The sequence below is a fragment of the Streptococcus sp. SC1 genome (assembly GCF_030272855.1).
In the GTDB taxonomy this organism is placed as follows: domain Bacteria; phylum Bacillota; class Bacilli; order Lactobacillales; family Streptococcaceae; genus Streptococcus.
In genome coordinates, this window is the sequence record NZ_JAQCMU010000008.1 from 1 (window position 1) to 17,375 (window position 17,375).

The window sequence follows — 17,375 nt, forward strand, 5'->3', positions numbered from 1 at the left end:
CGTCGGGCTCATAACCCGAAGGTCGTAGGTTCAAATCCTGCTCCCGCAATTTGGCTCGGTAGCTCAGTTGGTAGAGCAATGGATTGAAGCTCCATGTGTCGGCGGTTCGATTCCGTCTCGCGCCATATATCTTTAGAATTTTGGAAGGGTAGCGAAGAGGCTAAACGCGGCGGACTGTAAATCCGCTCCTTCGGGTTCGGGGGTTCGAATCCCTCCCCTTCCATGCTTAACGGGCATAGTTTAAAGGTAGAACTAAGGTCTCCAAAACCTTCAGTGTGGGTTCAATTCCTACTGCCCGTGTTTTGGAATATGGCGGGTGTGGTGAAGTGGTTAACACACCAGATTGTGGCTCTGGCATGCGTGGGTTCGATCCCCATCACTCGCCTATTTCTTTTGATTATTGGGGTATCGCCAAGCGGTAAGGCAAGGGACTTTGACTCCCTCATGCGTTGGTTCGAATCCAGCTACCCCAGTTACTTTGCCGGCGTGGCGGAATTGGCAGACGCGCTGGACTCAAAATCCAGTGTCCGCAAGGACGTGCCGGTTCGACCCCGGCCGCCGGTATAGTAATTAAGACAAGGTTTTCGGATCTTGTCTTTTTTTACCAATTTTTATTTTTGATTTGTTTGAGATTATTTATTTTATAATCATTCTTTTGCTTTATCTACATTTTTTTTCTGGCTGTTTAGATACTAGTAAGGATTCTTGTTTGTAATAGTAAATGACTTATTCAACTCTTTCTAAGGAGAGAAGCATATGGCAATGATAGAAGTGGAACATCTTCAGAAAAATTTTGTGAAGACGGTCAAGGAACCAGGGTTAAAGGGGGCTTTGCGCTCCTTTATTCATCCTGAAAAGCAGACCTTTGAAGCAGTCAAGGATTTGACTTTTGAGGTGCCCAAGGGGCAGATTTTAGGCTTTATCGGGGCTAATGGTGCTGGGAAGTCAACAACGATTAAAATGCTGACTGGGATTTTGAAACCGACATCTGGTTTTTGTCGTATTAATGGCAAGATTCCGCAGGATAATCGCCAAGACTATGTCAAAGATATTGGAGTGGTCTTCGGGCAAAGAACCCAGCTATGGTGGGATTTGGCTCTGCAAGAGACCTACACGGTCTTAAAAGAGATTTACGATGTGCCAGACTCGCTCTTCCATAAGCGTATGGATTTTTTAAATGAAGTCTTGGATTTGAAGGATTTTATCAAGGACCCCGTGCGGACTCTTTCACTTGGCCAACGGATGCGGGCGGACATTGCGGCTTCCTTGCTCCACAATCCTAAGGTTCTCTTTTTAGATGAGCCGACCATTGGCTTGGATGTGTCGGTCAAGGACAATATTCGTCGGGCCATTACCCAAATCAATCAGGAGGAAGAGACCACTATTCTCTTGACCACTCACGACTTGAGCGACATTGAGCAACTTTGTGATCGGATTTTTATGATTGATAAGGGGCAAGAGATTTTTGATGGGACGGTGAGCCAGCTCAAGGAAACCTTTGGCAAGATGAAGACTCTTTCCTTTGAACTGCTACCAGGTCAAAGTCATCTCGTTTCTCACTATGAAGGCTTTTCGGATATGACCATTGATAGACAAGGAAATAGCCTCAATATTGAATTTGATAGTTCCCGCTACCAATCAGCTGATATTATCAAGCAAACCCTGTCTGATTTTGAGATTCGTGATTTGAAGATGTTGGATACGGATATCGAGGATATTATTCGTCGCTTCTACCGAAAGGAGCTCTAAGATGGTCAAATTGTGGCGACGTTATAAACCCTTTATCAATGCAGGGATTCAGGAGTTGATTACCTATCGAGTCAACTTTCTTCTTTATCGGATTGGCGATGTCATGGGTGCTTTTGTGGAATTTTATCTCTGGAAGGCTGTCTTTGATTCCTCGCAAGAGTCTTTGATTCAGGGTTTCAGTATGGCAGATATCACCCTCTACATCATCATGAGTTTTGTGACTAATCTTCTGACTAGGTCGGATTCTTCCTTTATGATTGGCGAGGAGGTCAAGGATGGTTCCATTATCATGCGTTTGTTGAGACCAGTGCATTTTGCAGCTTCTTACCTCTTTACGGAACTTGGATCCAAGTGGTTGATTTTTATCTCTGTTGGACTGCCATTTTTAAGTGTCATCGTATTGATGAAAATTTTATCTAGGCAAGGGGTTGTAGAAGTGCTAGGATTAACCATCCTTTATCTCTTTAGCTTAATCCTAGCCTACCTGATCAACTTTTTCTTTAATATCTGCTTTGGATTTTCAGCCTTTGTGTTTAAAAATTTATGGGGCTCTAATCTGCTTAAGAATTCTCTGATTGACTTTATGTCTGGGAGTTTGATTCCCTTGGCTTTCTTTCCAAAGATTGTATCAGATATTCTGTCCTTTTTGCCTTTTTCATCCTTGATTTACACTCCGGTCATGATCATTGTTGGGAAATACGATGCCAGTCAGATTCTTCAAGCACTCTTGCTACAGTTCTTCTGGCTCATAGTGATGGTGGGCTTGTCTCAGTTGATTTGGAAACGGGTCCAGTCATTCATCACCATTCAAGGAGGTTAGTATGAAAAAATATCAACGCATGCATCTGATTTTTATCAGACAATACATCAAGCAAATCATGGAATACAAGGTCGATTTTGTGGTGGGCGTGTTAGGTGTCTTCCTGACCCAAGGCTTGAACCTCTTGTTTCTCAATGTACTCTTTCAACATATTCCATCTCTAGAAGGCTGGACCTTTCAAGAGATTGCTTTTATCTATGGTTTTTCCTTGATTCCCAAGGGATTGGACCATCTCTTTTTTGATAATCTCTGGGCACTGGGGCAACGCTTGGTGAGAAAGGGAGAATTTGACAAATACCTGACTCGTCCTATCAATCCTCTCTTTCATATTCTGGTTGAGACCTTTCAGATTGATGCCTTGGGCGAACTTTTGGTCGGAGGCATTCTGCTAGCGACAACGGTCACCAGTATTAGCTGGACCTTTCCTAAATTCCTGCTTTTCCTAGTCTGTATTCCTTTTGCGACCTTGATTTATACTTCCTTGAAAATTGCGACAGCCAGTATTGCTTTTTGGACCAAGCAGTCAGGTGCCATGATTTACATCTTCTATATGTTTAATGACTTTGCCAAGTACCCGATTTCCATTTACAATTCGCTTCTTCGTTGGTTGATTAGTTTTATCGTGCCTTTCGCCTTTACGGCCTACTACCCTGCCAGCTATTTCTTGCAGGACAAGAATGGACTCTTTAACATTGGTGGTTTGATTCTGATTTCCCTTGTTTGCTTTTTCATTTCCCTCAAACTTTGGGATAGGGGTTTGGACGCCTACGAAAGTGCTGGATCGTAAGAGTGAGTATAAATAAAGGGCGATATGCATGCAGAAAGTCTATGAATAAGAGAACTATTAGATACAGTATAAGGACAAGGTTTGCGGCCTTGTCTTTTCTAATATATTTTAAGGTATCTATCTTTTAAATTTTTACTTTTGGAATGAATAAATTCTACTTATCTTTCTAAAATGGTAGAATAGATTTAAGATTTGGTAAGAAGGAGAGCCTAATGAAATTGAGATTGGAAAATAAAGAATCTGAACGTGTCCAAGAACTTGGAAATTTAATCCGAGCCTATAATCGCTCTAAAAGGGAAGCTTCAACAAGTGAGCCTCTCAATATCTTTGTCGAAGATGAGGACGGAAATTTAATGGGCGGCCTAGTAGCCGAAACGTTTGGTTATTGGCTGGAAATTGAGTATTTATATGTGAGTGAGGCTTTACGAGGGCAAGGACTTGGCTCGGATATTTTGCAAAGGGCAGAAAAGGAAGCTCGTGACAGGAAGTGTAAGTATTCGTTTGTGGATACCTTCCATTTCCAAGCGCCAGATTTTTATAAAAAGCATGGCTATGAGGAAGTATTTAGATTAAAAGAATATCCTTATACAGGTGAGCGATATTATTATACGAAAGAGTTATAATTTATCCAAGGATAGATAGCAGATTTCTACCTGACAAATGTAGCGATTTTTGGTATAATATCATGAGGTGATTTTATGGCAAATTTGAATAGATATAAGTTTACATTTGGAAGCAAAACCTTAACTTTAACAACAGAACACGATAATCTTTTCATGGAAGAAGTGGAGCGGGTTGCTAAGGAAAAATATAAGGCCATTAAAGAGCAGATGCCTGCGGCGGATGATGAAGTCTTGGCCATTTTGTTGGCGATTAATAGTTTATCTACCCAGCTCAGCCGCGAGATTGAGTTTGATGATAAGGAAAAAGAATTGGAAAGCCTTCGTCACAAAATGCTTAGCGAATTAAGAGAAAAGTCAGCTAATACAGGGGAAAGATAGTGTTTGCGATTATTATTTTACTAATATTAGCTTGGAGCTTTTATATTGGCTACTCGCGTGGGATTGTTCTGCAGGGTTATTATGCTGCTATGACGATTGTATCCATGCTGGTGGCTGGAGCTCTATATCAGGACTTGGCTAAGTCTATCAGCTTGTGGGTGCCCTATGCTAGCGCTGTTAAAGGCAGCTCGACTTATTTCTTTGCAAGTTCTCAACTTTTCCATTTGGATAAGGTTTTTTATGCGGGGCTGGCTTATCTTCTTGTTTTTAGTCTTGTTTATATAGTAGGCCGCTTTTTGGGGATTTTTGTAAATTTAATTCCCTATCCGAATAAGTGGGATACCAAAGTTTTTAATATGGTCAGTGGGGCTATTGCGGTCTTCATCTCACTCTTTGTCATCGAGATGGGACTGACTATTTTAGCTACTGTGCCCATGTCCTTTATCCAAGAACGCTTAAATTCGAGTTTGCTGATTCGGTTTATTATCAATCACACGCCTGTAACTTCATCCATTTTACATGACCTTTGGGTCACAAAAATTATCGGATAATTAAGACTCAGTTGCCCTGTAGCTGAGTTTCTTTTTCAGTTTAAATCATATAGAAATAGAATGAACATGATGAATCATAAAATTTTAGAAACTTTGGAATTTGATAAAATTAAGGAACTTTTTTCTCCCTATCTGCTGACTGAGCTGGGAGGGTTGGAGTTGAAGCAGCTCCAGCCAAACAGTAAAAAAGAATCAATTGCTGCTGCTTTTTTGGAAATGTCCGATATGCGGCAGATTTTTGTGCAACATCCGCACTTTAGTTTGGGAGCCATTCAGGATATTAGGGGCTTAACCAAGCGCCTAGAGCTGGATAGTGACCTTAATATCGAGGAGTTTTTAGCCCTCAAGCGGATCTTGGCTGTGACGCATGAGCTGGTGTCCTTCTACGAGGACTTGGAAAATGTCCAATTGGAGCGTTTGGATCGCCTTTTTAACAATCTAGTAGAGTTTCCTAGTATTCAGGGGAGCCTGCAAGCTATCAATGATGGGGGCTTTCTCGAAAGTTTTGCTAGTGAAGAGTTGAGCCGTATTCGCCGGAAAATCCAAGAAAATGAAGTTCAGGTTCGAGATATTCTGCAAGAGATTCTCAAAACCAAGGGAGATATGCTAGCAGACCAAGTGGTGGCCAGTCGGAATGGCCGTAATGTACTACCTGTGAAAAATACCTACCGTAACCGTATTGCGGGTGTCGTTCACGATATTTCGGCCAGCGGAAGTACGGTTTACATTGAGCCGCGGGCGGTGGTCAATCTCAATGAAGAGATTGCCAGCAGTCGGGCGGACGAACGCTATGAAATTCAGAGGATTTTGCAAGCTATGTCGGATATGATACGGCCTCATGCGGCTGAAATTGCCAACAATGCTTGGATTATCGGCCATATAGATCTGGTGCGTGCCAAGGTCCGCTTCATGCAGGAGACGGGAGCGGTGGTGCCAGACCTGTCGGAAGAGCAGGACATCCAACTGCTCAGTGTCCGCCATCCACTGATTGAAAATGCAGTGGCTAATGACCTGCATTTTGGGCCTGATTTGACAGCGATTGTCATTACTGGGCCTAACACGGGTGGTAAGACCATCATGCTGAAGACCTTGGGCTTGGCTCAGATTATGGCTCAGTCAGGTCTGCCGATTCTGGCGGATAAGGGCAGTCGCGTCGGGATTTTCAGTCAGATTTTTGCAGACATTGGCGATGAGCAGTCGATTGAGCAGAGCCTGTCGACTTTCTCCAGTCACATGACTAATATCGTCTCTATTTTAGAGCAGGTTGATAGCGAGAGTCTGGTTCTGCTGGACGAGCTGGGAGCTGGGACTGACCCGCAAGAAGGAGCAGCTCTGGCGATTGCTATCTTAGAAGATTTGCGGCTAAGACAGATTAAAACCATGGCGACGACCCACTATCCTGAGCTCAAAGCCTATGGGATTGAGACGGATTGGGTGGAAAATGCCAGCATGGAATTTGATACAGATAGTTTGCGGCCGACCTATCGCTTTATGCAGGGAGTACCTGGCCGCTCCAATGCCTTTGAAATTGCTCGGCGTTTGGGCTTGTCGGAAGTTATCGTTGGCCACGCCCAAGAGCAGACCGATACAGACAGTGATGTCAATCGGATCATTGAGCGCCTGGAAGAGCAGACGTTGGAAAGCCGCAAGCGCTTGGATAATATCCGCGAAGTAGAGCAGGAAAATCTTAAATTTAACCGAGCCCTCAAAAAACTTTACAATGAGTTTAACCGAGAAAAGGAAACCGAGCTCAATAAGGCACGCTTGGAAGCCCAGGAAATCGTGGATATGGCGTTAGCGGAAAGCGAGAGCATTCTCAAAAATCTCCATGATAAATCTAGTCTCAAACCGCATGAGATTATCGAAGCTAAGGCTCAGCTTAAAAAGTTGGCACCAGAAACGGTTGATTTATCAAAGAATAAAGTGCTGCAGCAGGCTAAGAAAAATCGGGCGCCCAAGGTGGGAGATGATATCCTGGTCACCAGCTATGGTCAGCGGGGAACTTTGGTCAAGCATCTCAAAGACGGGCGCTGGGAGGCCCAGGTCGGTCTTATCAAGATGACTCTAGAAGAGCAGGAATTTAATCTTCTCAAGACTGAAAAGGAGCAGCAACCTAAGCGCAAGCAGGTCAATGTGGTCAAGCGAACCAATACCAATGGTCCAAGAGCCAGACTAGATCTGCGTGGCAAACGCTACGAAGAGGCCATGGAAGAACTCGATGCCTTTATCGATCAGGCCCTCCTCAATAACATGGCTCAGGTGGATATTATCCACGGTATCGGGACCGGGGTCATCCGTGAAGGAGTAACCAAATATCTCCGCCGTAACAAGCAGGTCAAGTCCTTCGGCTATGCTCCGCAAAATGCCGGCGGCAGTGGTGCGACAATTGTAATCTTTAAGTAGGGAAGAATCGAGTACTCCGTAGCAAATATTTTCTTTTCCTCTGGGTTTGGTGTACAATATTATCAAAAGTAAGCTATTCAAAGGAGAAGATTTATGGTAGCAGCAGTTACAGATGCAACATTCGCTGAAGAGACAAAAGACGGACTGGTTCTGATTGATTTTTGGGCAACTTGGTGTGGTCCATGCCGCATGCAGGCTCCTATCTTGGAGCAGTTGGCAGAGGAAGTTCATGAAGATGAACTGAAAATCCTTAAAATGGATGTGGATGAAAATCCTAATACTGCCCGTGAATTCGGCATTATGTCCATTCCAACTCTTCTGTTCAAGAAAGACGGTCAAGTCGTTAAGCAAGTAGCTGGTGTTCATACGAAGGAGCAACTGAAGGCTATTTTGGCAGAATTAAGTTAAGAAAGAAGCCTTAGGCTTCTTTTTGTGTTGAAAAACGTTTACATGTTTAAATTTTGTTATAAAACATTGACAAAAACCGAATATTATTTTAAAATAATAGAAAATTTAGAATAAACACCGAATGAAGTTTTTCAGAAATAAGTGTTTGAGCCTTATGACTGTGAAATGGACGGAACTCTGGAGAGACCATGATTGGCACCGAAGGGGCAAGGCAGGCAACTGCTCAAACTCTCAGGTAAAAGGACAGAGCAAGGGAAGGACAAGAAACGGTCGTTCTCAGGCATCCAGAGTACATGTTTACACATGTACTTTTCTTTTTCTCGGTGTGGAAAAGGAGCAGAAGACTTATGTTGAAATTGCTGAATCAAATTGATTCTCTGGTCTGGGGGCCTCCCCTCTTGATTTTATTAGTTGGAACAGGGCTTTATCTGACACTTCGTCTGAGGTTGCTACAGATTTCGCGCCTTTCTCGCGCCTTTCGCTTAATTTTTGTTTCCGGTGAGGATCATCATGGAGACGTGTCTAGCTTTGCAGCTCTTTGTACAGCATTGGCAGCCACGGTTGGCACGGGGAATATTATCGGTGTAGCGACTGCCATAAAAGTTGGTGGACCGGGCGCCTTATTTTGGATGTGGCTAGCTGCTTTCTTTGGGATGGCAACCAAGTATGCCGAAGGTTTATTAGCAATCAAGTATCGTTCTAAGGATGCTCACGGAGCCGTTGCTGGTGGTCCCATGCATTATATTCTTTTGGGAATGGGAGAAAAATGGCGTCCGCTGGCTATCTTCTTTGCTGTAGCAGGTGTCTTGGTGGCTCTTTTAGGGATTGGAACCTTTACGCAGGTGAATTCCATTACAGAAGCTATGCAGAATACGATTCAGTTGCCTCCAGCTGTGACTGCCTCTATCTTGGCTATTTTGGTGGCTCTAGTTATTTTTAGCGGTATCCAGTCGATTGCTCGAGTGTCGACCAAGATTGTGCCCTTTATGGCAGCTATTTATATCTTGGGGACTGTGACTGTCTTAGCAGTCAATCTAGATCGTCTGCTGCCAACTCTTCAGCTAGTCTTTAGTTCTGCCTTTAGTCAGACGGCTGCTGTTGGTGGTTTTGCTGGTGCAACCATCCAGATGGCGATTCAAAATGGGGTCGCACGCGGGGTATTCTCCAATGAATCTGGTCTAGGATCAGCACCTATTGCTGCGGCGGCAGCCAAGACCAAGGAGCCTGTTGAGCAAGGCTTGATTTCGATGACGGGAACCTTTATTGATACTCTGATTATTTGTAGTCTGACAGGTTTAACAATTTTAATCACAGGAGTTTGGGATAGCAATCTCAATGGTGTGTCCTTGACTCAGGCAGCCTTTGCGACTGTCTTTGCTAATTTTGGTCCAATCCTTCTATCCGTTTTTCTAGTTCTGTTTGCTTTTACCACGATTTTAGGCTGGAACTATTACGGTGAGCGTTGCTTTGAGTTCCTGTTTGGTGTTAAATATATTCGCTTGTACCGAATCATCTTTGTCGTTATGGTGCTCTTAGGAGGCTTTATTGAGCTTGAAGCAGTTTGGGTCATTGCCGATATTGTCAATGCCTTGATGGCCTTGCCAAATCTGATTGCTCTTTTGGCCTTATCTCCTGTTATTATTGCTGAGACCAAAAAGTATTTTGACAAGAAGGGCTGAGTTTCCATTTGCTGGATTTTTGAAAGAAGATTTTCTTGCTAAAGCTGCTTTGTCAGCTTTAGTTTTTTTATGGGCGAGAAATCTCTCGTCTTTTGTTATTGCCCAAAACATGGTATAATGAAGTATTAAGATTCTAGGAGGAAATGACATGCGTTGTCCCAAATGTGGTGGAAGCAAATCAAGTGTGGTTGACAGCCGGCAGGCAGAAGATGGAAATACAATCCGTCGCCGCCGTGAATGCGAGGAATGCCAGCACCGTTTTACAACTTATGAGCGCGTGGAAGAAAGAACCCTAGTCGTTGTCAAAAAAGATGGAACGCGTGAGCAGTTTTCTCGGGATAAGATTTTTAACGGAATCATCCGTTCCGCTCAGAAGCGTCCGGTATCAAGTGACGAGATCGAAGAATTGGTCAATCGGATTGAGCAAAAACTTCGCAGTCAGAGTGAAAATGAAATTGCCAGCGAATATATTGGCTCTCTGGTCATGGATGAGCTGGCCGAGCTGGATGAAATCACCTACGTTCGTTTTGCCAGTGTTTATCGGAGTTTTAAGGATGTTGGCGAGCTGGAAAGCCTTTTGAAGCAGATTACCAAGGGTTCTAAGAAGAAAAAGGAAAAATAATGGCTTATGAAACCAAATGATCATTTTTCTTTCTTGTCTAATAACCAGGTCAGTCAAGATATGAGCGGGCTGACCCGTTATTATCTACCTATTGTGGGCAAGGATGCAGTGGCGCTTTATCTTTATCTGGTTTCTTTTTGGGATAATGGAGCTCAGCAGCGACTTTTCAGCCATATTTTAAATCATCTTGATTTTGGTATGGAAGTGTTGGAGAGAAGCTTGGAACGTCTATCAGCTATTGGCTTGCTAGAGCTTTACCAGACGGAGACGGGATTTTTCATCCGACTCTATCCAACCTTGTCCGCTGAGGACTTCTTTGCTCATCATGTGTACAGTAGTCTTTTGGAGAAAAAGATTGGTCAGGCGGCGGTAGATAAGCTACGACCGGAAAATCCAGCTGGGCAAAAAATCAGTCCTTCTTTTAGCCAAATTTATGGCATGGAAGAGGTCAGTCTGACGAGAACCAGTCGCCAGAATGATTTTGATTTGACGCATTTTAAACAGAGAATGGCCCAGGATGGCTTGCGTTTTGCAGATGAAAAAGCAGACCTCTTGGACTTGTTTGCTATTGCGGAGCAGAAGAAATGGACTTGGTACGAGACTTATGTCTTAGCGCGTGAAACGGCTGTGTCACATGTGATTTCGACGAAACGGATGCAGCAAAAGATTCAGCAGAAACCAGTTTCGGGAGATTTTTCTCAGCAAGAGCAATCCATTATTCGTGAGGCTAAAAGCAAGCAGCCACTACTCTTTTTGGCCGAAATCAAGAAAACCCGTCAGGCGGCCATTACGCGTAGTGAACGGAAGCTGATTCAGGATTTGGCAGAGATGGGACTGTTGGATGAAGTTATCAATATCATCCTGCTATTGACTTTTAATAAGGTGGATTCGGCCAATCTCAATGAGAAGTATGCCCTCAAGGTGGCCAATGACTTTTCTTATCAAAAGGTGACCTCGGCTGAAGAGGCGGTCCTAAAAATCCGCGAGCGCAACCAGCAGACGAATAATCGTCCTGCGCAAGTCAGCCCAGCTTCTGCTAAAAGCAATGTGCCGAATTGGAGTAATCCTGATTATAAAGATGATACTACTCCTGAGCAACAAGCAAAATTAGAAGAGAAAAGACGCAAGCTTTTAGAAAAAATTAGAAAGGGTTCGGGTGGCGATTAAATGGAGAAAATAGGACAGGCAATGCCTCATATGAATAAGGTGAAGCAGTTTGATTATCAGGAGCTGGTCAAGCAGATTATGGCCGATCCAGATGTGGCAGCCTTTATCCAGCAGGAAAAGCTGACCCAAGCTGAGATTCAGCGGAGCATTTCTAAGTTCAATCAATACATTACCGAACGAGATCGCTTCCTGCTAGAAGATCAGAATTATATTGCCAAGGGTTATAAGCCAATCTTGGTGAAAAATGAAGGCTATGCGGATGTTGCCTATGAGGAAACGCCTGAGTTGATTGAGCAGGAAAAGTTGAAAAATATTAAAGATCGGATCAATCTAATTAACCTACCTTCTAGTCTTAAAGATGCGAGTTTCGGTCAAATTGACTTAAAAAAGAATCGTGATGAAATTTTTGAACGATTGGCTAATTTTGTGGCTGATTATCCTAATTATCAAAAGGCTGTTTATCTCTATGGAGATTTTGGTATTGGGAAAAGTTATTTGATGGCTGCTTTAGCTCATGAATTGTCAGTAGAGCGAGGTGCTTCAACTACTCTAGTTCACTATCCGAGCTTTGTTTTAGATGTTAAAAATGCTATCAGTTCTGGCTTGGTCAAGGACAAGATTGACCAGGTCAAGACAGCTCAAGTGCTGATTTTGGACGATATCGGTGCAGAGCAGTCTAGCCCCTGGATGCGGGATGAGATTTTACAAGTTATCCTCCAGCACCGTATGCAGGAAAATCTGCCAACTTTCTTCACTTCTAACTTTAGTTTTGCAGATTTGGAGCGTCACTTTGCCAACTCTAAGAATGGCGATGAGACTTGGCAGGCTAAGCGGGTTATGGAGCGGATTAAGTTTTTAGCTCAAGAAGTACACCTAGAAGGAGAGAATCGCCGATGAATGAAACAATTAACTTGATGAAAGCTCATACGTCTGTTCGTCGCTTTACGGAGGAGCAGATCTCAGATGAAGAACTACGCGCTATTATCGATGCTGGGCGTGCTGCTTCCAGCTGGAAAAACTTCCAGTCTTACTCTATCATCGTGGTGCGCAGCCAGGAGAAAAAAGAGGCTCTTTTTGACTTAGTTCCTCAGAAAGCAATTCTTCAGGCATCAGCCTTTTTGCTCTTTGTAGGAGACCTCAATCGAGCTGAAAAGGGAGCTGCCCTACATACAGAAGATTTCCACCCTGAGGGAACTGAAAATATTCTCATTAGCTCGGTGGATGCTGCTTTGGCAGGGCAAAATACCCTCTTAGCAGCTGAAAGTCTGGGTTATGGCGGCGTTATTATTGGTTTAGTTCGCTATGAAGCTTCAAAAATTGCCCAGCTCTTTAATCTGCCAGACTATACTTATCCAGTTTTCGGCATGGCTTTAGGAAAGCCTAATCAAAACCATACTGTCAAGCCACGTCTGCCTTATGAAGCGGTGGTCTTTGAGGAAGAATACCGTGAACAACTCAGCTCTGTCATTGAGACTTATGACCGTGTACAGGCTGAGTATGCTGGTGATCGGGCACAGGATACTTGGAGCCAGCGTTTGGCAGCCCAATTTGGTCAGGAGCCGAATCAAGCGATTGACCAACTGTTCAAAGAAAAGAAATTAGAAAAATAAGGCGGAGCTCAGCTCTGTCTCAAAGAATGAAAGAGGAAAAACATGGCTTTACCAACTATTGCCATTGTCGGCCGTCCCAATGTCGGCAAGTCAACGCTATTTAACCGGATTGCGGGTGAGCGGATTTCCATTGTTGAAGACGTGGAAGGGGTTACTCGTGACCGCATCTATGCGACGGCAGATTGGCTTAATCGTAAGTTTAGTATCATTGATACAGGCGGAATTGACGATGTTGATGCGCCTTTTATGGAGCAAATCAAGCACCAAGCGGAGATCGCTATGGACGAGGCTGATGTTATCGTTTTTGTCGTGTCTGGCAAGGAAGGTATCACGGATGCGGACGAGTATGTGGCTCGCATGCTCTACAAGACCCACAAGCCGATTATCTTAGCAGTCAATAAGGTGGATAATCCTGAAATGCGCAATGAAATCTATGATTTCTATGCACTGGGCTTGGGAGATCCATTCCCAGTATCTTCTGTCCATGGGATTGGTACAGGGGATGTTCTGGATGCTATCGTTGAAAATCTTCCACATGAGGAAGTGGTTGAAAATCCTGATATGATCAAGTTTAGCTTGATTGGCCGCCCCAATGTCGGCAAGTCTAGCTTGATCAATGCCATCTTGGGTGAGGATCGGGTCATTGCTAGTCCAGTGGCTGGTACCACGCGCGACGCTATTGATACGGTCTTTACGGACAGTGAAGGTCAGGAATTTACCATGATCGACACGGCTGGTATGCGCAAGTCGGGCAAGGTCTATGAAAATACGGAGAAATACTCTGTTATGCGGGCTATGCGGGCGATTGATCGCTCAGATGTCGTTCTGATGGTGCTGAATGCTGAAGAAGGAATTCGTGAGTACGACAAGCGAATCGCTGGCTTCGCCCATGAAGCAGGAAAAGGAATGATCATCGTCGTCAATAAGTGGGACACGCTGGAAAAAGACAACCATACTATGAAAGACTGGGAAGAAGATATTCGTGACCAGTTCCAGTACTTGTCTTATGCGCCGATTATCTTTGTCTCTGCCCTGACCAAGCAGCGCCTCCATAAGCTGCCGGACATGATTAAGCAAATCAGTCAGAGTCAAAATACCCGTATTCCGTCTGCGGTACTCAATGATGTCATCATGGATGCTATCGCAATTAATCCGACGCCGACTGACAAGGGCAAACGTCTCAAGATTTTTTATGCGACTCAGGTTGCGACCAAACCGCCAACATTTGTCATCTTTGTCAATGAAGAAGAGCTCATGCACTTCTCTTACCTGCGTTTCTTGGAAAATCAAATCCGCAAGGCCTTTGTTTTTGAAGGAACACCGATTCACTTGATTGCAAGGAAGCGGAAGTAGGACTTGCTTCGGACTGTTTATAAAGAAAAAATAAGAGCGATTTCAAGGAATTTATGGGCGGAAGCTTATCCTTAAATCCCTAAACTTGCTAGCTCAAAATTTGGAATAGACTGATGAGGGAAACTGAATTGGAAAAATTGGGTTTCTCTCATTTTTTGATGATGAGCTTTCTCCGTCTCAAGTCGGATTTGAGCTTAAAAAATGGTTTTTAAAAGAGTTTTAGCCTTAATTATGGTAAAATAATGTCTGAATACTATTAGCTATCAAATGAATTGAATGAGGTCTTTATGATGAAAATCGGAATCGATCAAATCGGTTTTGCGACTAGCAATTATGTTTTAAAATTAGATCATCTAGCTGAGAAGCGGGGTATTGATCCCAACAAGCTCAGCAAGGGATTATTGATGAAGGAGATCAGCATTGCTCCTTTAACTGAGGATATTGTCACTTTGGGCGCAGCAGCGGCTGAGCAAATCCTGACTGTGGAGGACAAGAAGGTCATCGATATGGTCATTGTCGCAACAGAGTCTAGCATCGACCAAAGCAAGGCAGCTTCGGTCTTTATTCATGGTCTTTTAGGCATTCAGCCCTTTGCTCGTAGCTTTGAAATTAAAGAGGCCTGCTATGGCGCAACTGCTGCTCTAGATTATGCCAAGCTGCATATCAGACAATATCCAGAAAGCAAGGTCATGGTCATCGCTAGTGACATTGCCAAATACGGGGCAGAGACGCCAGGCGAGCCGACTCAAGGTGCAGGCGCTGTCGCTATGTTGATCAGTCAAAATCCACGAATTCTGGAGTTCAACGATGACAATGTGGCCCAGACTCGTGATATTATGGATTTCTGGCGACCAAATTATTCTACGACTCCTTATGTCAATGGTGTCTACTCAACTCAGCAGTATTTGGATTGCCTTGAGACAACTTGGAAGGAATATCAAAAGCGTCATGGTTTAGCTTTAGCCGACTTTGCAGCGGTCTGTTTCCATCTTCCTTATCCTAAATTGGCACTCAAAGGTTTAAATAAAATTATGGATCAGAGCTTGTCTCAGGAAGAGCAGAGAAAACTGCAAGAAAACTTTGATAAGTCTATTCTTTATAGCCAAAAGGTTGGAAATATCTACACAGGCTCGCTCTTTTTGGGGCTCTTGTCCCTTTTAGAAAACTCTGAAAATCTCAAGGCTGGTGACAAGATTGCTCTCTTTAGTTATGGTAGCGGTGCTGTCGCTGAGATTTTCAGTGCCAATCTGGTAGAAGGTTATGAAAAACAACTGACGACTCATCGTTTGGAGCAATTGAATCAACGTCAGGAATTGACAGTTGCCACCTATGAAGAGCTTTTCTTTGCAGAAGCCCAGCTGGATGAAAACGGCTCAGCTGTCTTTTCTGGCTACGATGACCAAGTTTACGCCTTGGTTCAAATTGACCAACACCAGCGCAAGTATATCAAAGTTGAGAAACCATCATGAAAATAAATTGGACTGGATTTTCTAAAAAGACACCTGCAGAGCGGCTAGAGTTTCTGAAAGCCCATGAGCTACTCCAGGATGAGAATTGGCAAAATCTTGCTAATCAATACCATCTGCCGCTGGAGACTGCCAATCAAATGAGTGAAAATGTGCTTTCTGTTTTGGCTTTGCCTTATTCGATTGCACCGGACTTTCTCATAGATGAGCAGGTTTATCAGGTACCCTTTGTAACAGAGGAGCCTTCTGTCGTTGCTGCTGCTAGTTTTGCAGCAAAAATCATCAAGCGCAATGGCGGCTTCAAAACCAAGATTCATAATCGGCAGATGATTGGGCAGGTCGCACTCTATGATGTGCCGGATGTAGCTAAAGCTCTAGAGCAGATCCAAAATGAGAAGTCAGCTTTGCTGGAGTTGGCAAATCAAGCCCATCCTTCCATCGTCAAGCGAGGAGGTGGGGCGCGTGATTTGAGAACGGATTTCCTGGAGGGAGAGACGGACTTTCTAGTTGTCTACCTTGTCGTGGATACCCAGGAAGCCATGGGTGCCAATATCCTTAATACAATGCTAGAAGCACTAAAAGAACGGTTGGAGGAGCTAACAGGTGGACAGAGCTTGATGGCTATCTTATCTAACTATGCGACTGAAGCGCTTGTAACAGCCTCTTGTGAAATTGATTTTCACTCACTCAGTCGAGACAAGGCAGAAGCTGAACGAACTGCTCAAAGAATCGCTTTAGCCAGTCAATTTGCAAAGCAGGATCCTTATCGGGCCAGCACGCATAATAAAGGCATTTTCAACGGAATTGATGCAGTTCTTTTGGCGACAGGTAATGACTGGCGTGCCATTGAAGCTGGGGCCCATGCCTATGCTGCTCGTGATGGCCGTTATCAAGGATTGAGTAACTGGGAGGCCAATTTAGAGGAAAGAAAACTCTATGGCCAGTTGACTTTACCCATGCCGGTTGCGGCTAAGGGAGGCTCCATTGGCCTTAATCCAATGGTAGTCGCCAGTTTTGATTTATTGGGGCAACCGACAGCAAAAGAATTAGCTTCGATTATCGCTTCTGTCGGCTTAGCGCAAAATTTTGCGGCTTTAAGAGCACTGGTGACTACGGGAATTCAGGCTGGCCACATGAAGCTCCAAGCTAAATCCCTAGCTTTATTGGCCGGTGCTCAGGAAGATGAGATTGCTGCTGTTGTTGAAGAACTTCTCAAAGAGAAGCAATTTAATCAGGCAAAAGCTAAGGAAATTCTAACCAAAATGCGTAAAGAAAAATGAGTCAATATGTATTGACTCATTTTTTATAGTGCAGAGGATGTTTCTTCAGGTAGCTGTAAATCTTTAAGACAACCGTCCCGCTAGCCATGCCGATAGAGATGACCAAGGCTAGGATGACGACCAAGGTAGCATTGACCATAGCATGACTGTAATCACCTGTCACAAAGAAGGCAGTTGTCCGATAGGAAATATATCCAGGTACTAGAGGCGCTAGAATGGCCAAAATAAAGACGACAGCCGGCGTTCTATAGATGATGCTGAGGATTTGGCTGGTACAGGAACCAATGATAGCAGCCACGAAGGTTGCAATGATAACATTGGTCGGCCCCTTGAGTAGGAGATAGAGTAGCCAAGTAGCCATTCCTAAAACTCCGCCAGGAATCAGCATACTACGCTGGACATTTAGAACGATTAGAAAAGTGATGATAGCCAGTAGGCTGGCCAGAGCTTGTAGTAAGAAAGTCAAGATTGTCATAGGC

Annotated in this window: 17 protein-coding genes, 6 tRNA genes and 1 riboswitch; of the genes, 22 read left to right on the top strand and 1 reads right to left on the bottom strand. The window is 43.9% G+C overall.

Annotation, left to right across the window (positions count from 1 at the left end; all coding sequences use genetic code 11):
• Positions 1–52: 52 nt before the first annotated feature.
• The 22 genes from PAN94_RS09470 (at position 53) to PAN94_RS09575 (ending at position 16,896) form a co-directional block, all read left to right on the top strand.
• Positions 53–125, top strand: a tRNA-Phe gene (locus PAN94_RS09470).
• A 17-nt stretch (positions 126–142) separates the two neighbouring features.
• A tRNA-Tyr gene (locus PAN94_RS09475) sits at positions 143–223 on the top strand.
• 6 nt (positions 224–229) lie between these two features.
• A tRNA-Trp gene (locus PAN94_RS09480) sits at positions 230–300 on the top strand.
• A 12-nt stretch (positions 301–312) separates the two neighbouring features.
• A tRNA-His gene (locus PAN94_RS09485) sits at positions 313–385 on the top strand.
• A 16-nt stretch (positions 386–401) separates the two neighbouring features.
• A tRNA-Gln gene (locus tag PAN94_RS09490) sits at positions 402–473 on the top strand.
• Positions 474–480: 7 nt separating this feature from the next.
• Positions 481–564: transfer RNA gene (locus tag PAN94_RS09495), tRNA-Leu, on the top strand.
• A 192-nt stretch (positions 565–756) separates the two neighbouring features.
• Complete coding sequence (locus PAN94_RS09500) at positions 757–1,749, top strand: ABC transporter ATP-binding protein (protein ID WP_005591120.1); 993 nt, start codon at positions 757–759, stop codon at positions 1,747–1,749.
• A 1-nt stretch (position 1,750) separates the two neighbouring features.
• Complete coding sequence (locus PAN94_RS09505; protein ID WP_005591119.1) at positions 1,751–2,569, top strand: ABC transporter permease; 819 nt, start codon at positions 1,751–1,753, stop codon at positions 2,567–2,569.
• Between the two features lies 1 nt (position 2,570).
• Positions 2,571–3,356 carry an ABC transporter permease gene (locus tag PAN94_RS09510; protein ID WP_005591118.1) on the top strand — a complete coding sequence of 262 codons (786 nt, stop codon included), beginning with the start codon at positions 2,571–2,573 and terminating at the stop codon, positions 3,354–3,356.
• Between the two features lie 212 nt (positions 3,357–3,568).
• Complete coding sequence (locus PAN94_RS09515; RefSeq protein ID WP_005591117.1) at positions 3,569–3,979, top strand: GNAT family N-acetyltransferase; 411 nt, start codon at positions 3,569–3,571, stop codon at positions 3,977–3,979.
• Between the two features lie 75 nt (positions 3,980–4,054).
• Positions 4,055–4,357: a hypothetical protein gene (locus tag PAN94_RS09520; protein ID WP_005591116.1), complete on the top strand. Its 303-nt coding sequence runs from the start codon at positions 4,055–4,057 to the stop codon at positions 4,355–4,357.
• Complete coding sequence (locus tag PAN94_RS09525; protein WP_005591115.1) at positions 4,357–4,908, top strand: CvpA family protein; 552 nt, start codon at positions 4,357–4,359, stop codon at positions 4,906–4,908. The genes PAN94_RS09520 and PAN94_RS09525 overlap by 1 nt, the downstream gene beginning before the upstream one ends.
• 69 nt (positions 4,909–4,977) lie before the next feature.
• A complete protein-coding gene (locus PAN94_RS09530) occupies positions 4,978–7,311 on the top strand; it encodes an endonuclease MutS2 (RefSeq protein ID WP_285875639.1) in 2,334 nt (777 codons plus the stop codon).
• Between the two features lie 93 nt (positions 7,312–7,404).
• Positions 7,405–7,719 carry a thioredoxin gene (trxA, locus tag PAN94_RS09535; protein ID WP_005591113.1) on the top strand — a complete coding sequence of 105 codons (315 nt, stop codon included), beginning with the start codon at positions 7,405–7,407 and terminating at the stop codon, positions 7,717–7,719.
• A gap of 167 nt (positions 7,720–7,886) precedes the next feature.
• Positions 7,887–7,976: riboswitch (glycine riboswitch) on the top strand.
• A 90-nt stretch (positions 7,977–8,066) separates the two neighbouring features.
• Complete coding sequence (locus PAN94_RS09540) at positions 8,067–9,398, top strand: alanine/glycine:cation symporter family protein (protein ID WP_285875631.1); 1,332 nt, start codon at positions 8,067–8,069, stop codon at positions 9,396–9,398.
• A gap of 148 nt (positions 9,399–9,546) precedes the next feature.
• A complete protein-coding gene (nrdR, locus tag PAN94_RS09545; RefSeq protein ID WP_005591110.1) occupies positions 9,547–10,020 on the top strand; it encodes a transcriptional regulator NrdR in 474 nt (157 codons plus the stop codon).
• Positions 10,021–10,026: 6 nt separating this feature from the next.
• Positions 10,027–11,187: a replication initiation and membrane attachment family protein gene (locus tag PAN94_RS09550; RefSeq protein WP_285875632.1), complete on the top strand. Its 1,161-nt coding sequence runs from the start codon at positions 10,027–10,029 to the stop codon at positions 11,185–11,187.
• A complete protein-coding gene (dnaI, locus tag PAN94_RS09555; RefSeq protein ID WP_285875633.1) occupies positions 11,188–12,084 on the top strand; it encodes a primosomal protein DnaI in 897 nt (298 codons plus the stop codon). It begins immediately after the preceding gene.
• Complete coding sequence (locus PAN94_RS09560; protein WP_285875634.1) at positions 12,081–12,797, top strand: NADPH-dependent oxidoreductase; 717 nt, start codon at positions 12,081–12,083, stop codon at positions 12,795–12,797. The genes dnaI and PAN94_RS09560 overlap by 4 nt, the downstream gene beginning before the upstream one ends.
• 42 nt (positions 12,798–12,839) lie before the next feature.
• On the top strand, positions 12,840–14,150 hold the full coding sequence (gene der / locus PAN94_RS09565; protein ID WP_048765864.1) for a ribosome biogenesis GTPase Der: 1,311 nt from the start codon (positions 12,840–12,842) through the stop codon (positions 14,148–14,150).
• Between the two features lie 290 nt (positions 14,151–14,440).
• Positions 14,441–15,619 carry a hydroxymethylglutaryl-CoA synthase gene (locus tag PAN94_RS09570; protein WP_285875640.1) on the top strand — a complete coding sequence of 393 codons (1,179 nt, stop codon included), beginning with the start codon at positions 14,441–14,443 and terminating at the stop codon, positions 15,617–15,619.
• Positions 15,616–16,896: a hydroxymethylglutaryl-CoA reductase, degradative gene (locus PAN94_RS09575; protein ID WP_285875635.1), complete on the top strand. Its 1,281-nt coding sequence runs from the start codon at positions 15,616–15,618 to the stop codon at positions 16,894–16,896. The genes PAN94_RS09570 and PAN94_RS09575 overlap by 4 nt, the downstream gene beginning before the upstream one ends.
• Before the next feature lie 16 nt (positions 16,897–16,912).
• Here the strand turns inward: PAN94_RS09575 and PAN94_RS09580 are convergent, their stop codons facing one another.
• Complete coding sequence (locus tag PAN94_RS09580; protein WP_005591103.1) at positions 16,913–17,371, bottom strand: threonine/serine exporter family protein; 459 nt, start codon at positions 17,369–17,371, stop codon at positions 16,913–16,915.
• Positions 17,372–17,375 lie beyond the last annotated feature (4 nt).

Coding starts and splice junctions, on each gene's coding strand:
- PAN94_RS09500 (WP_005591120.1), top strand. CDS start 757: ATGGCAATGATAGAAGTGGAACATCTTCAGAAAAATTTTGTGAAGACG.
- PAN94_RS09515 (WP_005591117.1), top strand. CDS start 3,569: ATGAAATTGAGATTGGAAAATAAAGAATCTGAACGTGTCCAAGAACTT.
- PAN94_RS09550 (WP_285875632.1), top strand. CDS start 10,027: ATGAAACCAAATGATCATTTTTCTTTCTTGTCTAATAACCAGGTCAGT.
- PAN94_RS09580 (WP_005591103.1), bottom strand. CDS start 17,371: ATGACAATCTTGACTTTCTTACTACAAGCTCTGGCCAGCCTACTGGCT.
- dnaI (WP_285875633.1), top strand. CDS start 11,188: ATGGAGAAAATAGGACAGGCAATGCCTCATATGAATAAGGTGAAGCAG.
- PAN94_RS09575 (WP_285875635.1), top strand. CDS start 15,616: ATGAAAATAAATTGGACTGGATTTTCTAAAAAGACACCTGCAGAGCGG.
- der (WP_048765864.1), top strand. CDS start 12,840: ATGGCTTTACCAACTATTGCCATTGTCGGCCGTCCCAATGTCGGCAAG.
- PAN94_RS09560 (WP_285875634.1), top strand. CDS start 12,081: ATGAATGAAACAATTAACTTGATGAAAGCTCATACGTCTGTTCGTCGC.
- PAN94_RS09510 (WP_005591118.1), top strand. CDS start 2,571: ATGAAAAAATATCAACGCATGCATCTGATTTTTATCAGACAATACATC.
- trxA (WP_005591113.1), top strand. CDS start 7,405: ATGGTAGCAGCAGTTACAGATGCAACATTCGCTGAAGAGACAAAAGAC.
- PAN94_RS09505 (WP_005591119.1), top strand. CDS start 1,751: ATGGTCAAATTGTGGCGACGTTATAAACCCTTTATCAATGCAGGGATT.
- PAN94_RS09540 (WP_285875631.1), top strand. CDS start 8,067: ATGTTGAAATTGCTGAATCAAATTGATTCTCTGGTCTGGGGGCCTCCC.
- PAN94_RS09570 (WP_285875640.1), top strand. CDS start 14,441: ATGAAAATCGGAATCGATCAAATCGGTTTTGCGACTAGCAATTATGTT.
- PAN94_RS09530 (WP_285875639.1), top strand. CDS start 4,978: ATGAATCATAAAATTTTAGAAACTTTGGAATTTGATAAAATTAAGGAA.
- nrdR (WP_005591110.1), top strand. CDS start 9,547: ATGCGTTGTCCCAAATGTGGTGGAAGCAAATCAAGTGTGGTTGACAGC.
- PAN94_RS09520 (WP_005591116.1), top strand. CDS start 4,055: ATGGCAAATTTGAATAGATATAAGTTTACATTTGGAAGCAAAACCTTA.